The following is a 17,535-nucleotide window of genomic DNA, read 5'->3' on the forward strand; positions in this document are numbered from 1 at the left end:
AAAATAGGGGCTGCTCAATGAAGAACTTTTTCCGGGGGACCGATATGCGGAAGCCGACAGAAGAGCAGCAGGGACGGGAACAGGAATGCCTGGAGAGGCTTGCGGCCATGGGCGAGCGTGTCGCTGCGCTCGAGACCACGATCGATGAGCTCAAGAGGGCTGGGGAAGCGGTCAGGGAGGGTGAGCACTATTACCGCCTCCTCGTCGAGCTCGCGCAGGATGTCATCTTCGTCATCGGCAGGGACGGCCTGATCAAGTACGTCAACGAGTATGCCTCGCGGTTCTTCGGCTATGCCAAAGAGGGGCTGGTCGGCAGACCCCTGCGGGACCTCTTCCCGCTCGAAGCCCGGGAGTTCCAGAGTATCGATCTCCAGCAGGTCTTCGAGAGCGGCGAATCCGTCTCGGTCGAAGACGGCTTCTCCTACCGCAACAGGGATGTCTATATCGAGACCAAGCTGGTGCCGGTAAGGGACCCTGCCGGCACGGTGGAGGCGATCCTCGGGTTTGCCCGCGATATCACCGAGCGCATGAAGATGAAAGAGGCGATCAGGCGCCAGGCCTCGTACGATTTTCTCACGGGGCTGCCGAACCGGATGCTCTTCATGGACCACCTCAATCTCGCCCTTGCCCAGGCGCAGCTCGATACCCAGCAGCTGGCCGCGCTCTTTCTCGACCTCGACCGGTTCAAGAATATCAACGACTCGCTCGGGTATGCCGCAGGGGACCAGGTGCTGAAGGATGTCGCCGGCAGGCTCAGGGCCCACCTCCGGGACAGGGACATCTTCGCCCGCATCGGCGGCGACGAGTTCATCATTCTCCTCCGCGACATCTCCCACGTTGATGAGGTCTCCCGCATAGCGGAGCATATCATCGAGGCCTTCCAGAGCCCCTTCTCGGTCAACGGGCAGGAGTTCCACCTCACCATGAGCATCGGCATCAGCATGTATCCTTACGACAGCGAGTACGCGGAGACGCTCCTCAAGAACGCCGACATCGCCATGTACCACGCCAAGGCGCAGGGGAGGAACAACTACCAGTTCTATAATCCCGTAATCGATATAAGGGCGCTGGAGCGGATGATCCTCGAGAACAGCCTGCGCCAGACGTTGAAGCGGGGAGAGCTGGCGGTCTACTACCAGCCGCAGGTGGATATCGCGTCGCGCCAGATCGTCTGCGCCGAGGCCCTGGTGCGCTGGAAGCACCCCGAGGCAGGACTGCTCAACCCGATGCAGTTCATCCCCCTTGCCGAGGAGACGGGGTTCATCATCCCCATGGACGAGTGGGTGCTCCGGACCGCCTGCAGCCAGACCAAGGCCTGGCACGAGGCAGGATACCCGCCGATCGTGGTGACGGTCAACCTCTCGGCCCGCCAGTTCCAGCAGCCCAACCTGGTCGAGATGGTCTCCCGGGTGCTCAAGGAGACCGGGTTGAGCCCCGAGTCGCTCGAGCTCGAGATCACCGAGAGCATCGCCATGCAGAACATAGAGCTTACCATCCCCAGCCTTTCCCGGCTGAACGAAATGGGCGTGAGGCTCTCTATCGACGACTTCGGCACGGGCTATTCGTCATTGAGCTACCTCAAGAAGCTTCCGATCCAGAAGATCAAGATCGACAAGTCGTTCATCAGCGGACTCTCGAACGATCCCGATTACAAGGCGATCGTCAACGCAGTGATCGCAATGGGGCGCAAGCTTCGCCTCAACGTGGTTGCCGAAGGGGTCGAGACAGGAGAGCAGCTCTCCTTCCTCCATTCGAGCTTTTGTGATGAAATACAGGGATATCTTTTCAGCAGACCTGTTCCTGCGGAAGAGTTCGAAGAGCTGATGCAGCTGCACCGGTAGCCGCACCGGGCCCCCCTTGACCGTAGAGGCAGAGCCGGCGAAAACGGCTATGCCGCGTTATCCGCAGTGACCTTCTCTTCAAAGCAGACGGTGTTCCGTCCCGATGCCTTTGCCCGGTAGAGCATGGTGTCGGCCTCGCTCAGGAGGAGGTTCCTGTCCGCAGCCTTTCCGAGCGCCGCGACCCCGAAGCTCGCGGTAACCGCAATCGGCTGTTCGGCCGAGGCGACCGGGCTGGCCTGGATCTTGAGCCTGAGCCGCTCGGCCAGCTCGGCGGCGAACCGGAGCTTGGTGTTGGGCAGCACCAGCACGAACTCCTCGCCGCCGTACCGGGAGAGATAGTCGCTTTTCCGTATGGAGGAGAGCACCATGCGGGAGAGCTCCCGCAGTACCCCATCGCCTGCCTGGTGTCCGTAGGTGTCGTTGATCCTCTTGAAATGGTCGATATCGAACATGATCACCGAGAGATCGCCGCCGTAGCGCTGGGCCACCGCGATATCGTGGTCGAGGCAGCCGCCGAGGGCGCGCCGGTTGAAGCAGTTGGTGAGGGGATCTATCGATGCGGCATTCTCGAGCTTCTTGATCGTGAAGGCGTTGTCGAGGACGATTCTTACGGTCTCGATGATGATGTTGATGATCTCCGCATGGTGCGAAAGCAGCTTCTTCCTCGGGAGTACATAGAGCCGGGCTATGTAATCCTTGTCCGAAACCTTGTACGAGTGGACATTGCTGATAATATCGTCAGTATTCCGACTTCCGAGGAGGTTTTTGTTGTCGAAATAGTGGAAAGCGTCAACTGATTGACAGTTGAAGTCTTTCTGGATGATCTCGATGAAGTGGCCTTTATAGGCCCGCGGATCGATCCATACCTCGAGGGCATCGTCGTTCTTCACGGCAAACCCGAAGAGCTCGGTGTTCAGGATCGTTTTGAGGCAAGTCGAGACTTCATATAAAATATCGTTGATATCTTGGAGCTCGTTGATCTTCAGGATATGGGCATTAAGGGTCCGGTAGTCGACACCCCGCGCCGTCCTCTGCATGATCTCGTAGAGGGTGACCACACTATTGATCGCTCGCTTCAGCGTGTATACCATTTCAAGAACCTCCTTGCTTTGAACTGGCGTCAGTTATTATGCAAATATTACGCCAGACTAATAAGGGCAAGCGCCCCTAACGATCTATTGCGGAAAAACTGGAAAAAAACAGCGAGAAGAGCCGCATTGTGGCACGGAGGATCAGGAGAGCGGGGCCGCATAAGGGGAAAAGATTTCCGGGCAGGTCTTTTTTACCGCTCCTTTTGAGCCGTTCTTTTTCTCCCGCCCCCCTGTTTTGACCGGCGGACGGGGTGCATCTCGCGCCCCTGGAGTGACAGGGATTCCGCATTTCGGGTATACTCATGCTATTTTATTCATCCCCGGGGCTGCAGGCGCTTACGATAAAGGCGGAAACGAGACAGGAACATACTTAGCGACGGAGGAAGCCATGAGGACGCATGACGAAAAGATTCACATTCTCTCGGAGGTTGCACAGACCTTCGAGCCGCCGGATTCTCTCAAGGCGAATACCTACCTGAAGGACTACCACAAGGTCTACAAGAAGTCCGTAAAAGACCCCGACGCCTTCTGGGGCGGCATCGCTACAGAGCTCCAGTGGATGAAACCCTGGAAGGCGGTATCCGAAGTGAAGAAACCGTACCACAAATGGTTCGTGGGCGGAAAGGTCAACATCACCCAGAACGCCCTCGACCGCCATATCGCCACCTGGCGGAAAAACAAGGTCGCGCTGATCTGGCTCTGCGAAAACGGCGAGGAGCGGATATACTCGTACCACCAGCTCGCCCGCGCGGTCAACAAGATGGCGAACGGCCTCAAGTCCATCGGCGTGAAAAAGGGAGACCGCGTGGTCATCTATATGCCGATAACGCCGGAGGGCATCATCTCGATGCTCGCCTGCGCCCGGATCGGCGCTGTCCACAGCGTGGTCTTCGCGGGCATGGGGCACCATGCGCTGCGGACGCGCATCGAAGACAGCAGGGCGAAGGTCATCATCACGTCCGATATCACCTACCGCCGGGGCAAGGCCATCCCGCTGAAGCCCATCGTCGACGAGGCGATCGAGGACGTTACGTTCATCGAGAAGGTCATCGTCCACCGCCGGGCGATCGAAAAGATAGAGCTCTTCAACGGGAGGGAGCTCGACTTCTACGAGCTCTTCGACGCCCAGTCCGCGGAGTGCGATGCGGCGGTGATGGATGCGGAGGACCCGCTCTTCATTCTCTACACCTCGGGGACCACGGGCAGGCCGAAAGGCGTGGTGCATGTGCACGGCGGCTACATGGTGGGCACCTATTATCTCGCAAAGGCCTTTTTCGATCTGAAGGACGAAGACGTCTATTGGTCCACCTCGGACATCGGCTGGATCGTCGGGCACAGTTATATCGTCTACAGCCCCCTCGTCTCGGGCGCGACCGTGGTCTGCCGGGAGGGCGCCGTCGATTTCCCCGACCCGGGAGCGGTCTGGTCGGTCGTGGAGCGGTACGGCGTCACGGTGATGTTCACCGCCCCGACCGCCATACGCATGTTCATGAAGTTCGGGACGAAGTTCACGAACAAGTACAATAAGAAAAGTCTCAGGATACTCGCCTGCGCGGGAGAGCCGCTCAATCCCGAGGCGTGGCGCTGGACGCAGAAACATATCTGCGAGGACCACGGGTTCGTGGTCGACAACTTCTGGCAGACCGAGGTGGCGGGCCCCATGATCGCGACTTTCCCCTGCATTACGGCCCGGCCCGGAAGGGCGGGCGTGCCGGTGCCCGGACTCAAGGCGGACATCGTCGACAGGGAGGGAAGGCCGGTCGAGCCGGGCAAGGGGGGGCTGCTCATTGTGCGCGAGCCGGTGCCGTATATGCTGCGCACGATCTACAACGACCCGAAGCGGTACGAGAAGGTGTGGGAGACCATTCCCGGCGCGTACTTCACCGGTGATATCGCGGTGAGGGACGAGCACGGCTACATCTCGGTGCTCGGCAGGGCCGACGACGTGATGAGCGTCGCGGGCCACCGCATCGGCACTGCCGAAGTCGAATCGGCTATCGTGAGCCACCCCTCGGTGGCGGAGGCAGCGGTGATCGGCAAGCCCGACGCGGTCAAGGGAGAGGTGATCAAGGCCTTCGTCATCCTCCGGGCGGGCAACGAGCAGTCCGAAGCGCTCCGCGCCTCGATCGTCCGGCATGTGCGCCACGAGCTGGGGCCGGTGGCGACGCCTGCCGAGGTCGTCTTCGTCGATAAGCTGCCGAAGACCCGGTCGGGCAAGATCATGCGGCGGGTGCTCAGGGCGACGGAGCTCGGACTCGATATCGGCGATATCTCGACGATGGAAGATTAGGGGGAGAGGCGTTCAGACATAGATCGAGACGATCGGCTCCGGCGCGGGCTCTTCGACCGCATAGCGCTCCCTGGCCATCTGCCCGTATCCCGTAGCCGACGGCGGCGGAATCTCTTCAGCGAGGACCTCGGCTTCAATCAGGTACGGCAACGGCTGCGGCGCTTCGTACAGAGCAGGGGAATCGGACCCGTCCTGAATTTCCACGAGGGGAAAATGTCCGCCGGGAGCGCTGCTCCGGGCTGCCGGCCGCATCTCCGGCCGAACCTCCGGTAAATACGGATCGAGGGGAAAGTCCGCTTTCCGTTCCACGGCGATCGGCTCGACGCGCAGTGTATTCTCTCTGCTGACCGATATGACCTGGCGCGGGTAGGGTATGTTTTCTACTCTCATCGGGATGCTCCTCGTCTCCTCTGAAAAGAGCATACCACAAAAGGTATGTTCCCTCAAATCTTTCCGCTCCCGTTGACAATACCCCGATTTTCAATTTAAAGTAGTTCCTTCAACTTTTTTCGAACCGGAGGAAGCCGTGGCCCTTATACGCGTGAAGAATCCCATCGTCGAGATGGACGGCGATGAAATGACCAGGATCATCTGGAAGCTCATCAAGGAGAAGCTCGTCCTTCCCTTTCTTGCCGTCGATCTGAAGTATTACGATCTGGGGATCAAGCATCGCGACGCCACCGATGACCGGGTTACTCTTGACGCCGCGAACGCGATCAAGGAGCACGGCATCGGCGTCAAGTGCGCGACGATCACGCCCAATGCCGCACGGGTCAAGGAATACGGCCTCAAGCAGCAGTGGAAGAGCCCGAACGGGACGATCCGGTCGATCCTCGACGGCACGGTCTTCAGGAAGCCGATTATCATAAAGAACATCCCTCCCGCGGTCCAGAAGTGGCAGAAGCCGATCATCATCGGCCGCCATGCCTACGGCGACATCTACAAGGATGTCGAATTCGTTGTCGACGGCCCCGGCGTCGTCGAGCTCGTCTTCACGCCAGCGGGCGGCGGTGAGAGGAGGTCGGCGAGGGTCCATGAGTTCAAGGGCCGCGGCGTGGTCATGGGCATGCACAATACCGAAACGTCGGTCAGGAGCTTTGCACGGTCGTGCATCCATTACGCCCTGAGCGAGAAGGTCGACCTCTGGTTCGGCGCCAAGGACACGATCTCGAAGCAGTACCACGGCTTTTTCAGGGATGTCTTTGCCGAGGAAGTGGAGAAGGCCCAGGACAAGCTCCGGCAGGCCGGGGTGGAGTACCGCTATCTGCTCATCGACGATGCGGTGGCGCAGGTGATCAAGTCCGGGGGAGGCATGCTCTGGGCCTGCATGAACTACGACGGGGATGTGATGTCCGACATGGTCGCCTCCGGCTTCGGGAGCCTCGGGCTGATGACCTCGGTGCTCGTCTCTCCGGACGGCATGTTCGAGTACGAGGCGGCCCACGGCACGGTGATGCGCCACTACTACGAGCATCTGAAGGGCAACCCGACCTCCACCAACTCGATCGCCTCGATCTTCGCCTGGACCGGCGCCCTGGCCAAGAGAGGAGAGCTCGACAGCACGCCCGACGTCGTTGCCTTCGCGAAGACCCTGGAAGAGGTGGTGATAAAGGCGGTCGAGGACGGCGTCATGACCAAGGACCTGATGCTCATCGCCAACCCGCCGGTGACGAAGTACGCGCGCACCGAAGAATTCATCGATGCAGTGGCGGAGCGGCTGAAAAAGGCTGTCTAAGAGCGTCTCACACAATGAGCATCGAGGGCATCGAAGGCATGATCTATTCACTCATTCTCGCAAGGCGTCCACGCCTTGCTGCGAGGCGGTTCAGCCCGCTCTCGCCATCCAGGCTTCGCCTGGGCTGAACATGCCGCTCATAGATCATGCCTTCGATGACCTGCAGTGAATCATTTTGTTATACGCTTCTAATAGTTAAGCCTGATCCCTGTTTTCTTCCAGTTTCCGGAGCAGTTCTCTCTTTTTGATCCGTCCATTGAGGGTCGAACCGTCTTTGAACTCCAAGACGGGGATATCGAAGCGGTAGAGCTCGTAGAGCGCGTCATCGCCGGAGATATCGACCCTGCTGATCTCGAGGCCGTACTTCTCTTGCAACCCGTTGAGCATCTCTTCGACGGTATCGCAGAGCCAGCAGCCCGGTTTGAAGTAGAAGGTGAGCCGCACCATGCCGGGGCTACGGTGTGTCCTTTGCCCCGTGAATCCACCAGTCGCTCTTGTCGGAGAACCACCAGAGCGAGGAGTCGGTCTCGATGATGGTCTGCGCCAGCCGGCGGGCGGCGTCCGTCTTGAGCCGCTTGAGCGCGAAGTCGAGCCACTCGTCGGCGTACTTGTTGCCGAGGTCCTTGTGCTCCTTCAGGGCGAGGATCATCTCGAGCTGGTCGGCGTCGCGGGCCAACTGCGCCTCGACCGTCTCTCCCTTCAGGAACTCGAGGATGAGCGCCTTGATATCACCGCCGAAAGGGAGGGTGGCGGCGAGGTCCTCGATCGCCCTGGTCTCATCGGCCTTTACATACTTTTTATTCACATAGTTGAGGTCGCCGGTCCGCGCTTCGGGCAGATCGTGGAAGAGGCACATCTTGATGATGCGGTCCGTATCGACCGCTCCCGCGAGATGGCCGAGGGCATACCCTATGTATACGGTCCTGAATATGTGCTCCGCCACGGATTCGGCCCCCGACCCCAGGAACTGAAAGCCGGTCCGCGGCGTCCTCTTGAGCATTCCTGCCTCGAAGAGGAAATTGGCGATACGTTTCATACCCGCTCCCTGCGTCGAAATGAAAGACGGTCTCTATTGTACCCTAAAGCGCAGGGGCAAATCCCGCGCCATTGCGTATTTTGATCGATTTTGGATAGAATTACTGGGTTTTTCGAGAGCCCGCGGAGAGATTTCCGGCGCAGTTCCCTGTCTGTTTCACACAATCGAAAAGAGGAGAGAGAGAATGGAACTCGATGTGAAGATGGAGAGCGCGTCGCTCTCGATACCGATTGCGAATCCTTTCGCCCTCGATGTCGAAGGCATTGCCCGGCAGATCGAGGCCTTTGTCGCTGCACAAGGGATCAGCCTTGCGGGGCTCGACCTGCGGGGGCTCCTGCCGAAGATGGTGCGGGGCATTGCGGGGTGCGAGGGAGGCTGTCCTGCCAACGCCCTTCAGCTCGTCGAGAGCGGCTTCAGGAGCTTCGAGCTCGCCTATATCGAGGGAGGGATCCTTACGGCGAAGGCGACGATCGAGGGAAGAGAGCTCTCCCTGAAGATGTTCCCCGATTTCTGATAACGATACCGTAAGCAAGGTCATGTCGTGAGGTGATGTATGCCTGATCGTGCTTAAGGCGACAGTCCTCCTGCTGTTCCAGTGCTATAATAAAGAAGACAGTTCTGTGCCTCTCACTCCCCCGGCCGTGCGGTCCACCGGATTCCGTCGTGTATGAGCGAGCCGGGTCTGCTGCTATGGAGAGTGGAGGGGATAAAGGAGGTTAGCAATGGAACGGTTGCTCATAAAAGAGGTCCTTTCGGGCGAGCGTATCGGGCAGCGGGTGACAGTCTGCGGGTGGGTCCGGACGAAGCGGGAGTCGAAGGGGTTCGCCTTCGTCGCCCTCAACGACGGCTCGACGCAGGAGCTTCTGCAGGTGGTCGTGCCCGGCGAGTCGCCTGCCTTTCAAACATTGCCGCTCTGCTCGACGGGCGCTGCGGTCAGGGTTGCGGGAGTGCTCCGGGAGTCTCCGGCAAAAGGGCAGCGGTTCGAGGTCGAGGCGTCGGCTATAGAGGTCTTCGGCGCCGCCGACCCGGAGAAGTATCCCCTCCAGAAGAAGGGGCATACCCTGGAGTTCCTGCGGGAGATCGGGCATCTGAGGCCGAGGACCAATACCTTCGGCGCTGTCTTCAGGCTCCGTAACATCCTCGCTGCCGGCGTGCACGACTTCTTCCAGGAGAAGAGCTTTGCGTGGGTGCATACGCCGATCATCACGGCGAGTGACTGCGAGGGCGCCGGCGAGCTTTTTACCGTAACCGGCCTCGACCTCGAACGGCTGCCGAAGAACGGGGACGACGTGACCGACTTCTCCCGGGATTTCTTCGGCAGGCGGACCTACCTGACGGTGAGCGGCCAGCTCGAGGCGGAGTTCCTCGCCATGTCCTTGGGCAAGGTCTATACCTTCGGGCCTACGTTCAGGGCCGAGGATTCCAATACATCGCGGCATCTCTCCGAATTCTGGATGATCGAGCCCGAAATGGCCTTCGCCGACCTCGGGGACGATATGCGGCTCGCCGAGGAGTTCCTGCGCTTCCTCTGTGCGAGGGCGCTCGACCGCGGGGAGAGCGAGCTCGTCTTTCTCGAACAGCATTTCAAGAGGACGAGCATTGAAGAGCTGCGCAGGCTGTCGGAATCCTCGTTCGCGCACATCACCTATACCGATGCCGTCGGGGAGCTGAAGAAGGCGAAAGAGGCGTTCGAGTTCCCGGTCGAGTGGGGGCTCGATCTCCAGTCCGAGCATGAGCGCTACCTGACCGATACCGTCTTCAAGAGGCCGGTGATCGTGACCGATTATCCGAAGGGGATAAAGGCATTTTACATGCGGCTGAACGATGACGGCGCGACGGTGGCCGCTATGGATGTGCTCGCGCCCCGGATCGGCGAGATTATCGGCGGCAGCCAGCGCGAGGAGCGGCTCGCGGTGCTCGAAGGGAGGATGCAGCAGCTCGGCATTCCGGCCGAGGGGCTGCAGTGGTATCTCGATCTCCGCAGGTTCGGCTCGGCGCCGCATGCGGGGTTCGGCCTCGGGTTCGAGCGCCTGGTGCAGTATATCACCGGCATGGCGAATATCCGCGACGTCATCCCCTGCCCCCGGGCGCCGCAGACTATAGGCTGATGGGCGGGGAGTACCCGCAGCTGCCTGACTCCGAAGCGGGCGCGAGCTTCTTCGTCATATAAATGCAGGGGATCTCGAACCCGTTGGACAGGCGGAGCCTGATATTCATCGCAGCCTTGTACCCCGCGCGCTCGTAAAAGGGCAGGGCGTTCAGGGAGGAGCAGAGCTGGAGCATGATGCAGCCCCGGTCCAGCGCCTTCTGCTCGAGGGTCTCCAGGAGCTTCATGCCGATGCCCCGCCGCAGGTAGTCGGGGGAGACATAGACCGCTTCAATGAAGCCGTGCTCACGGTCCAGCTGGCCGAAGCCGATGACCTTGCCGCCGTACTCGGCAACGATCAGTTCATGCCGCTCCATGGTGTGCGCATAGTATTCAGGCGTTATCGAGCCGGACCAGTGATGGATCTCGAGCGGTGTATAGTAGGGCCGCGACACTTCCTGTATGGCCCGGAAGCGAATGAGCCAGATCGCCTCTTTATCCGCATCACGCGCCCTCCGGATGCTCACCGAGTTGCTTTCGATCAAGACGGGCATGAACGCCCCCTTTTGCTGGGCTGCCGGGAAGCATGTCGAGAGATCGGGTGCGCCGGTCAGTAGAGCGGTTGGTTTATCCTCTGGCCCCGGCAGTCGAAGGTTACATCGGCAATGCCGAGCTTTTTGAAAAACGAGGTCTGTCCGGCGATTTCGATCAGCTCCCACTCGTCCTCGCCGCAGAGAAAATCGTGGAGTATCTTCACCGACGGCATCCGGCAGTCGTCCACCCCTACAATGCCGCCGACCCTGAGGCGGCGTTCGGTATAGTGCCAGTCCAGGCAGGGAAAGGGGAATCGGTGGGCGCCGTCGATAAAGACGAGGTCCAGGACCTCGGGAATGAGCCTGCTCTGGACCAGAGCGCTGTCCGAGCTCTCGTGGATGAAGGTGACCGTTCCCGTGATGCGTTGCCGGGCGAGGTAGGCGCGGACGCGCGCGGTGTGCTCATGCTGCGGCGTGATGCAGACGTGGTGCGTGCCGGACAGGGCGAAGATGATGGTGGTCTGTCCCGCTCCGGTCTCGAGCGTGCTCATACCGGGAGCGAGGCAACGGTAGAGAAACCGCAGCGCCGCCTCGGAAACAGCCCAGTTGGCAGGCGTACCGTCGGGCAGGTGGTGAAAATCGGGGTTGTCGGCGATAAGCCGGTCGAGCAGGTGGACCATAGCTGTCGTGCCGTTACCTTGCACAGGGCAGTGTATAGAGGGTTAGCGAGGGAGACGGAACAGGCTCAGACATGCATGAAAGCTTGTACCACAATTATATCACGATTCGGGAGAGGAGAGTCGCTGCTGCAGCGTGGTCTCCTTTTCAAAGCGCAGGGAATGGAGTATGATTCTTATAGAATCTCCCGCAGACACGGAGGCTTTTATGGCGAACAGGCACAGGGCGGCCGTGGTCGGCCTCCTCCCCTCTCTTACTCTTCTAGCCGCGCTCGCCGTCGCTGCTGCAGACGGTCCGGGCGATCAGGCTGCGGACCGGAAGAAGTACCCGGAGAGGAGCATCGTGATCGTCCCCCCGGGGGCGGTGATCGACAGCGACTACTTCGCCTCCGGCCGGACGGTCCGGATCTCGGGCACCGTCAACGGAGATGTGTATGCCGCGGCCGGCGAGGTCATGGTCGACGGCACGGTAAACGGCGACCTGCTCGCCGCGGGCGGCACGGTTACGGTTGCGGGAAAGGTGGCGCAGGATATACGGGTAGCCGGAGGGCGTGTTACGGTTAGCGGCGCCGTCGGCAAGGATGCGACGGTCGCCGGCGGTGATATAACGCTCGGCAGGAGCGGCTCAATAAAGGAGAGCCTCGCCGCAGCAGGCGGAACGATCAGCGTGGCGGGTCCGGTCGGCAGGGATGTGCGTATCATGGGGGGGACCTTCTCTCTCTCGGACAGAGTAGGAGGCGATCTTACGGCTGCGGCGCGGCGGATCGTCCTCGCTCCGGGTGCCGAGGTCGCCGGAGCTTTTACCTACCGGAGTCCCGGAAGGGCGTATATCGACGAGCAGGCGAAGATCGCCGGACCGGTGACCTATATCCCGCTGGAGCGGATATTCCCCTCCTGGCACGAGGTCGCCGGCTTCGTGAGCGGACTCTTTCTCTTTTTCAAGATCGTCAGTTATATATCGTCGTTCATCATAGGACTGCTGCTGCTCTTCCTCTTCCCGGGATTCACCCGGTCCGCCGTGGAGACGCTCAAGGACAATCCATGGGGCGCCCTCGGCGTCGGGTTCGCGCTCTTCGTCGTGAATCCGCTCCTCATCGTTCTCCTGTTCATTTCGGTCATCGGCGTGCCGCTCGCCTTCGTCCTCCTTGCCCTCTACCTGGTGAGCATGTATGTGGCGCGGCTGTTCGTTATTTTGTGGGCGGGAAGGGCGATCATGCAGAGAGGGGGAAAGGAACGGCACGCCGTGTGGTCGCTCGTCCTCGGCATGCTCGTTTATATCGTCCTCTCTCTTACTCCCGTTCTTGGCGGTTTCGTCGCACTTTTTACCACGCTCTTCGGGCTGGGAGCAGCGGGGGTGACGATCGGGAATCTCTACCGGCGCAGCGGGAGCAGCGGCGAGCACGCGGCCTGAAAGCATCCTGCCGTTATGTCCGTATCCGCGCCCCGGCCGGCACAAAGGCCGAGACGAGCGTTATGTCCAGGGTGATCAGGATCTCCTTGCCGAGGAGCAGCGAGCCGGCCTCCTTTGCTTCGAAGGCGATACCGTAGTCCTCGCGGTTTATGGCGGTGGTCGCCGAAAGCCCCATGCTGAGCCGTTCCTCACCGGGATAGTCCCAATCCCTCTCTGCCACGGGACCGGAATACTCCGCATCGAGCATCTCCTCGCAGGTGGTACCGTGCAGCGTGAGCTCACCGAATATCCTTACGCGGCTGCCCCCCAGCGGCTCGATGGAGCTGCTCCTGAAGGATATCTCGGGGAAGTGCTCTGCATCGAGAAAGTGTGCGCCCTTGAGCTGGGTATTCCAGACCGCGTCATCTGCCGCTGCACTGGCGGCATCAATGACCGCGGCTACGGACGAGCGCGTGATGTCGTCGGGATCGAGAAGGGCCGTTCCGCTGATACGGGTGAACTTTCCGCGCAGCCGCCTGAAGAGGAGACGCACCTCGAAGGTTGCAACAGAGCGGTCGGTGTCGATAATCCATTTATCCATAGAATGCTCCCTCTGCGAAACAGGATGCCCTTGAACGCATGGTACGAGCGGACGGGGGTAAGGGGGTATGCGGGGTCTTACTTAAATTGTACCCGCTTCATCAGGAGAGTCAACTGCGGAAAAAATTCAACTTTTTCATCGATGCACCGATAACGTAAGTGGTGCGAGTGTGTCGCACGCTACGCTGCCGAAGGATCGGCAGGACGAGAACAAGGAGGAAGCTATGGCATGTAAGACGTGTGGAACCAAGAAGGCGGCGAAGAAGCCCGCAACGAAGAGGGTTGCGAAGAAGGCTACGGCGAAGAAAGCGGCAAAGAAGCCTGCTGCGAAGAAACCGGCAGCCAAGAAAGCGGCAGCGAAGAAGAAGGCGGCCAAAAAGCCGGCTGCCAAGAAAGCCGCAGCAAAGAAGAGCGCGCCTAAAAAGAAGTAGGCCGGTTTCGGGCCGGGACTTGTCCCCTTCAGCCCTCTTCCTCCGCACCAGGCGGAGAGCAGATAGTTGAAGGGGGCATTTTCTTTTCAGAGGGCGCGCGACCGAAAAACGACCGCCGGCCTATGCCATCAGGATGTCCTTAGCCTCTGTCTCGCGCTCATCGAAGAGCGGAAACCACTCCCCCTTCTTGGTCTGGATGAAGACCGCCTGTTTGTCGCATTTCGTGCACTTCCTGATCTCGGCGGCATGAATGCCGAGGTCCATGACTTCAGAGGTGATGCCGTGGTGAGAGACGGGCTCGAAGTGGTGCTCATGCTTCATCGTGGTATCCTCCTTCTGCGGTAGCGTACCGTAATCCGGGTCGTTTTGTACAGAGCATTCTCCCTGACGGATGCGGCTAAAAGCAGTCTCTCAAGCGTGATGCCAGCTCCTCCGGCGGGGTGATGACCAGCTCTGAATGGAGGAGCTTCTGCAGGAAATAGTCGTCATTGCGGTAATTGGGGTAGAGGTTCTGCCGGTTGACGATCTTGAAGACGCAGAAGACCTTCGCCTTGTCCTTCAGAAAGGGGTTGCAGACGCTCGTATTCCCGAGCAGCGGGTCCTTGCGCACCTCGACCAGGTGCTGCTCCTCGGCGAAATCCTTGAAGGGAATATGGATGGCAAAGGACGACGAGCTGCTCTCGAAGGTAATGGAGCCCATGGGGTCCCCCTTTCATGAAATGGTCCGGATTTCTGCCGGCCGGTGCAGCGATGGGTTGCTTTCCCTTCTATAGTTTACCGCATAATGAGGCGATGATCACCAGCTCTCCTTGACAGGGGGAGAGGAGCGTTCCTATGCTTTAGGTAAAAGAGTGCGGAGATACCTTATGGCTCACCATGACGACGGCGCGGCGGCTTCCTTCTGGAGCCCCTTTCGCATAACGATATTCCGGGCATTCTGGATCGCCAATCTCGTCTCGAGCATCGGGACCTGGATGCACGAGATCGGCGCGGCCTGGCTGATGACCTCGCTGACGCGGTCGCCCGTGCTCATCGCGCTCGTCGAGACGGCGATCAGCCTGCCGATCTTTCTCCTCGCCCTCCCTGCCGGGGCTCTGGCCGATATCCTCGACCGCCGCCGCATGCTCCTTTTCACCATGGGATGGCTCTTCGCCGTTGCGGCGACGCTGGGTATGCTCGCCCTCATGGGACTCATCGCTCCCTGGATACTGATCGGGCTCACCTTTGCCCTCGGCCTCGGCGCTGCCCTGAACGCGCCGGTATGGCATGCGGTCATTCCCGAGATGGTCCCCCGCGCTGATCTCCACGCGGCCGTCACCCTGAACAGCGCGGGATTCAACTTCGCCCGGACCATCGGCCCTGCCCTCGGCGGTCTCGTCGTCGCTTCAGCCGGGCCCTGGGCCGCCTTTCTGCTGAACGCGGTCTCCTATCTCGTCGTGATCGTCGTCCTCTACCGCTGGAAACGTCCTCCCCGTGAGAACATCATGCCCGCGGAGCGGATCACCGGCGCCGTGCGGGTCGGGCTCCGCTACGTACGCCACGCGCCCGCACTCCACGCGGTATTGATCCGCGTAGGGGCCTTCATGCTCTTCGCCAGCGCGTTCTGGGGGCTCCTGCCGCTCTTCATAAGGTTCGAGCTCCGGAGCGACCCCCGCGGCTACGGGATACTGGTCGGCCTCTTCGGGGCAGGGGCCGTGTCGGGCGCGCTCTTCCTCGCCAGGGCACGAAGACGCGTTTCGTCGAATATGCTCGTATCGGCGGCCTCGCTGCTCTTCGGCGGCATGCTCCTTATACTCGGGATTACCCGGAACCTGGTGAGCGCGGGCGCGGCGATGCTCATAGGGGGAGCGGCATGGCTCACGCTGCTCTCTACGTTGAATGCGAGCGCCCAGGTGGTGGTGCCGTCATGGGTGAGGGGAAGGGCGATCGCCTTCTATCTCTTCGCCTTTTTCGGCAGCATGGCCGCAGGGGCCTCTCTCTGGGGTGTCGTGGCGTCGAGGATCGGCGTTTCGCATTCATTCCTCCTCGCTGCCGCCGGGCTGTTCCTGAGCGCCGCCGCGACCCACCGTTTCCGTGTGGTCGAAGGCGGCGAGGCGAGCCTCGAGCCGTCGCTCCACTGGCCCGCCCCGAGAATCGTCGGCCCCTACGACCCTGACGAGGAGCCGGTGCTGGTGACGGTCGAGTACCGCATCGACCCGGAACAGGCGCAGGCCTTTATCGCGGCAATGCACGAGCTGGGCCGCATCCGCAGGCGTGACGGCGCGGTCAACTGGGGGATATTCCGGGATACGACCGAACCGGGGCGTTATATCGAGGCCTTCGTGGCAGAGTCCTGGACAGAGCACCTCCGCCATCATGAGCGCGTCACTATTGCCGATAAGGCGATCGAGGACAGGGTGGAGTCCTTCCATCGCGGCCCGACGCCTCCTCGGGTGTCGCATTATATCTACGCGAGCAACGTTGAGGGGGAGGATACGGTGGGCAGGATAACCGAACCACCGCAGGGCTTGCGTTAGCCCTGTGGTGCCCTGATCCTCTTGCAGGTGATACAATAGGGTAGAATGATGAGAACATTCGGGATAAGCTCTTGCGTTCCCTGGAGCATCCGCGGTGCGGGAGCGCTCATGAACCCGATCGGCCCTGGTACCGCGGCAACGGGATATGGATAAGAAGCAGCTGTACGAGCTGGTCTTCGATGCGCTGCCCATCGGCTTTTCGAGAGTGGACAGGGAGGGCGTCATCGTCGAGTTCAACCGCGCGGCGGAAAGGATCACCGGCTATACGAGGGCGGAGGCCATCGGCAGTTCCCATCTCGAGCTCCTCCACGGCACCTCCGACCGGTCGGCCTGTCCTTTTCTGAAGTGCACGTTCGAACGGCACGAACAGATCCTCGCAGCGGAAGTCGCGATCAGGAGGAAGAGCGGTGAAGCGATCACGCTCTCGATCACTGCAGCCCCGCTCTTCGATGAAGAGGGAGAGCTGACCGGCGGCGTGGAGCTCTTCAGGGATATAACGGAGATCAAGCGGCTCGAGCGCGAGAGGAAGAATATCCTCTCCATGTTCGCCCACGACATGAAGAACCCGGTTGTCACTGCCGGAGGGTTCGTACAGCGGCTGCTCTCCGGCAAGGCGGGCCCCACCACCGATTCGCAGCAGAGCTGCCTGAGGTCGGTCATGGAGGAGCTGAACAAGCTCGAGTGGCTGATCACCGACTTTCTCGAATTCTCGCGCTTCGAAGCCATGGAGTGCAGGCCCCTTGCAGAGCCGTTCCCCGTAAAGGCGGCGCTCCTCAAATACATCGATGCAGCGAGGACAAAGGCGGACGAGAAGGGGGTCGCTCTGGTCTTCGAGTGCGAGCCGGAAGCCGATCTTGTGCTCGGTGCGGATGCCCGGCTCCTGGGAAGGGTGATCGGCAACCTTCTCGATAACGCCATCCGCTACACCAACCCCGGCGGAAGCGTCACGGTGCGCCTGGCGCGGCGCGAGACAGAGGTCCTCATTCAGGTCAGCGATACCGGCATCGGCATTGCAGAGGAACATCTTCCCTTCATCTTCGACGCCTTCTACCGGGTGAGCAGGGATGGAATGGGCTCAGGCCTCGGGCTGACGATAGCGAAGACCGTGGTGGAGGCGCACGGCGGAAAACTGTGGGCCGAGAGCGCCTACGGAAAAGGCAGCACCTTCAGCGTCACGCTGCCGATAAGGATAGCCAGTCCATGAGGGCCGCCTCAGTCATGCTACAGGTGCAAGTCCTCCCGTAAGTTTCCCGTCCAAGAAGACAGCATGTAAGTAGAGCTTTCCGGCAGTAGTTGTAGTCATTTTGTT

The 17,535-nt window shown here is 60.5% G+C and carries 18 protein-coding genes; 9 read left to right on the forward strand and 9 right to left on the reverse strand.

Translation table 11 applies throughout. The features are described from left to right. Window positions 1–17: 17 nt before the first annotated feature. Window positions 18–1,841, forward strand: a complete 1,824-nt coding sequence (locus tag AB1805_10410) for an EAL domain-containing protein (protein MEW5745831.1) — start codon at window positions 18–20, stop codon at window positions 1,839–1,841. Between the two features lie 47 nt (window positions 1,842–1,888). Here AB1805_10410 and AB1805_10415 read toward each other — a convergent pair whose 3' ends face one another. Further along, a complete protein-coding gene (locus AB1805_10415; protein MEW5745832.1) occupies window positions 1,889–2,932 on the reverse strand; it encodes a GGDEF domain-containing protein in 1,044 nt (347 codons plus the stop codon). A gap of 388 nt (window positions 2,933–3,320) precedes the next feature. Between AB1805_10415 and acs the strand changes: the two genes are divergently transcribed. Next, a complete protein-coding gene (acs, locus tag AB1805_10420) occupies window positions 3,321–5,222 on the forward strand; it encodes an acetate--CoA ligase (GenBank protein ID MEW5745833.1) in 1,902 nt (633 codons plus the stop codon). Between the two features lie 12 nt (window positions 5,223–5,234). On the opposite strand, the gene AB1805_10425 is transcribed toward acs, so the two are convergent. Next, complete coding sequence (locus AB1805_10425; GenBank protein MEW5745834.1) at window positions 5,235–5,612, reverse strand: hypothetical protein; 378 nt, start codon at window positions 5,610–5,612, stop codon at window positions 5,235–5,237. Between the two features lie 136 nt (window positions 5,613–5,748). Here AB1805_10425 and AB1805_10430 point away from each other — a divergent pair, with 136 nt between their 5' ends. Next, on the forward strand, window positions 5,749–6,957 hold the full coding sequence (locus AB1805_10430) for an NADP-dependent isocitrate dehydrogenase (protein MEW5745835.1): 1,209 nt from the start codon (window positions 5,749–5,751) through the stop codon (window positions 6,955–6,957). A gap of 195 nt (window positions 6,958–7,152) precedes the next feature. Here AB1805_10430 and AB1805_10435 read toward each other — a convergent pair whose 3' ends face one another. Beyond that, window positions 7,153–7,404, reverse strand: a complete 252-nt coding sequence (locus tag AB1805_10435; protein ID MEW5745836.1) for a glutaredoxin family protein — start codon at window positions 7,402–7,404, stop codon at window positions 7,153–7,155. Between the two features lie 7 nt (window positions 7,405–7,411). Continuing rightward, the gene (locus AB1805_10440; GenBank protein MEW5745837.1) at window positions 7,412–7,993 is read right to left on the reverse strand and encodes an HD domain-containing protein; all 582 of its coding nucleotides are present in this window, start codon (window positions 7,991–7,993) and stop codon (window positions 7,412–7,414) included. 184 nt (window positions 7,994–8,177) lie between these two features. Between AB1805_10440 and AB1805_10445 the strand changes: the two genes are divergently transcribed. Beyond that, window positions 8,178–8,507 (forward strand): hypothetical protein, encoded by a 330-nt coding sequence (locus AB1805_10445; protein ID MEW5745838.1) that lies wholly within the window; start codon window positions 8,178–8,180, stop codon window positions 8,505–8,507. Between the two features lie 208 nt (window positions 8,508–8,715). Further along, window positions 8,716–10,101 (forward strand): asparagine--tRNA ligase, encoded by a 1,386-nt coding sequence (gene asnS / locus AB1805_10450; protein MEW5745839.1) that lies wholly within the window; start codon window positions 8,716–8,718, stop codon window positions 10,099–10,101. Here the strand turns inward: asnS and AB1805_10455 are convergent. Next, window positions 10,091–10,633 carry a GNAT family N-acetyltransferase gene (locus AB1805_10455; GenBank protein MEW5745840.1) on the reverse strand — a complete coding sequence of 181 codons (543 nt, stop codon included), beginning with the start codon at window positions 10,631–10,633 and terminating at the stop codon, window positions 10,091–10,093. The two genes, asnS and AB1805_10455, sit on opposite strands and share 11 nt — an antisense overlap. A 56-nt stretch (window positions 10,634–10,689) precedes the next feature. Beyond that, on the reverse strand, window positions 10,690–11,292 hold the full coding sequence (locus tag AB1805_10460; protein ID MEW5745841.1) for a class I SAM-dependent methyltransferase: 603 nt from the start codon (window positions 11,290–11,292) through the stop codon (window positions 10,690–10,692). 205 nt (window positions 11,293–11,497) lie between these two features. On the opposite strand from AB1805_10460, the gene AB1805_10465 reads away from it, so the two are divergent. Then, window positions 11,498–12,700, forward strand: coding sequence for a hypothetical protein (locus AB1805_10465; GenBank protein ID MEW5745842.1), 1,203 nt, complete (start codon window positions 11,498–11,500; stop codon window positions 12,698–12,700). Between the two features lie 13 nt (window positions 12,701–12,713). On the opposite strand, the gene AB1805_10470 is transcribed toward AB1805_10465, so the two are convergent. After that, the gene (locus tag AB1805_10470; protein ID MEW5745843.1) at window positions 12,714–13,280 is read right to left on the reverse strand and encodes a YceI family protein; all 567 of its coding nucleotides are present in this window, start codon (window positions 13,278–13,280) and stop codon (window positions 12,714–12,716) included. A 223-nt stretch (window positions 13,281–13,503) separates the two neighbouring features. On the opposite strand from AB1805_10470, the gene AB1805_10475 reads away from it, so the two are divergent. Continuing rightward, the gene (locus AB1805_10475; protein MEW5745844.1) at window positions 13,504–13,710 is read left to right on the forward strand and encodes a hypothetical protein; all 207 of its coding nucleotides are present in this window, start codon (window positions 13,504–13,506) and stop codon (window positions 13,708–13,710) included. A 120-nt stretch (window positions 13,711–13,830) separates the two neighbouring features. Here the strand turns inward: AB1805_10475 and AB1805_10480 are convergent, their stop codons facing one another. Together AB1805_10480 and AB1805_10485 are read right to left on the reverse strand one after the other, a co-directional pair. Continuing rightward, complete coding sequence (locus AB1805_10480; protein ID MEW5745845.1) at window positions 13,831–14,031, reverse strand: hypothetical protein; 201 nt, start codon at window positions 14,029–14,031, stop codon at window positions 13,831–13,833. A 76-nt stretch (window positions 14,032–14,107) separates the two neighbouring features. Further along, window positions 14,108–14,410: a hypothetical protein gene (locus AB1805_10485; GenBank protein ID MEW5745846.1), complete on the reverse strand. Its 303-nt coding sequence runs from the start codon at window positions 14,408–14,410 to the stop codon at window positions 14,108–14,110. Between the two features lie 166 nt (window positions 14,411–14,576). Between AB1805_10485 and AB1805_10490 the strand changes: the two genes are divergently transcribed. Further along, window positions 14,577–16,226: an MFS transporter gene (locus tag AB1805_10490; GenBank protein ID MEW5745847.1), complete on the forward strand. Its 1,650-nt coding sequence runs from the start codon at window positions 14,577–14,579 to the stop codon at window positions 16,224–16,226. A 145-nt stretch (window positions 16,227–16,371) separates the two neighbouring features. Then, window positions 16,372–17,430, forward strand: coding sequence for an ATP-binding protein (locus AB1805_10495; protein ID MEW5745848.1), 1,059 nt, complete (start codon window positions 16,372–16,374; stop codon window positions 17,428–17,430). Window positions 17,431–17,535: the final 105 nt, after the last annotated feature.

Source organism: Nitrospirota bacterium (assembly GCA_040752355.1).
GTDB lineage: Bacteria > Nitrospirota > Thermodesulfovibrionia > Thermodesulfovibrionales > Dissulfurispiraceae > JBFMCP01.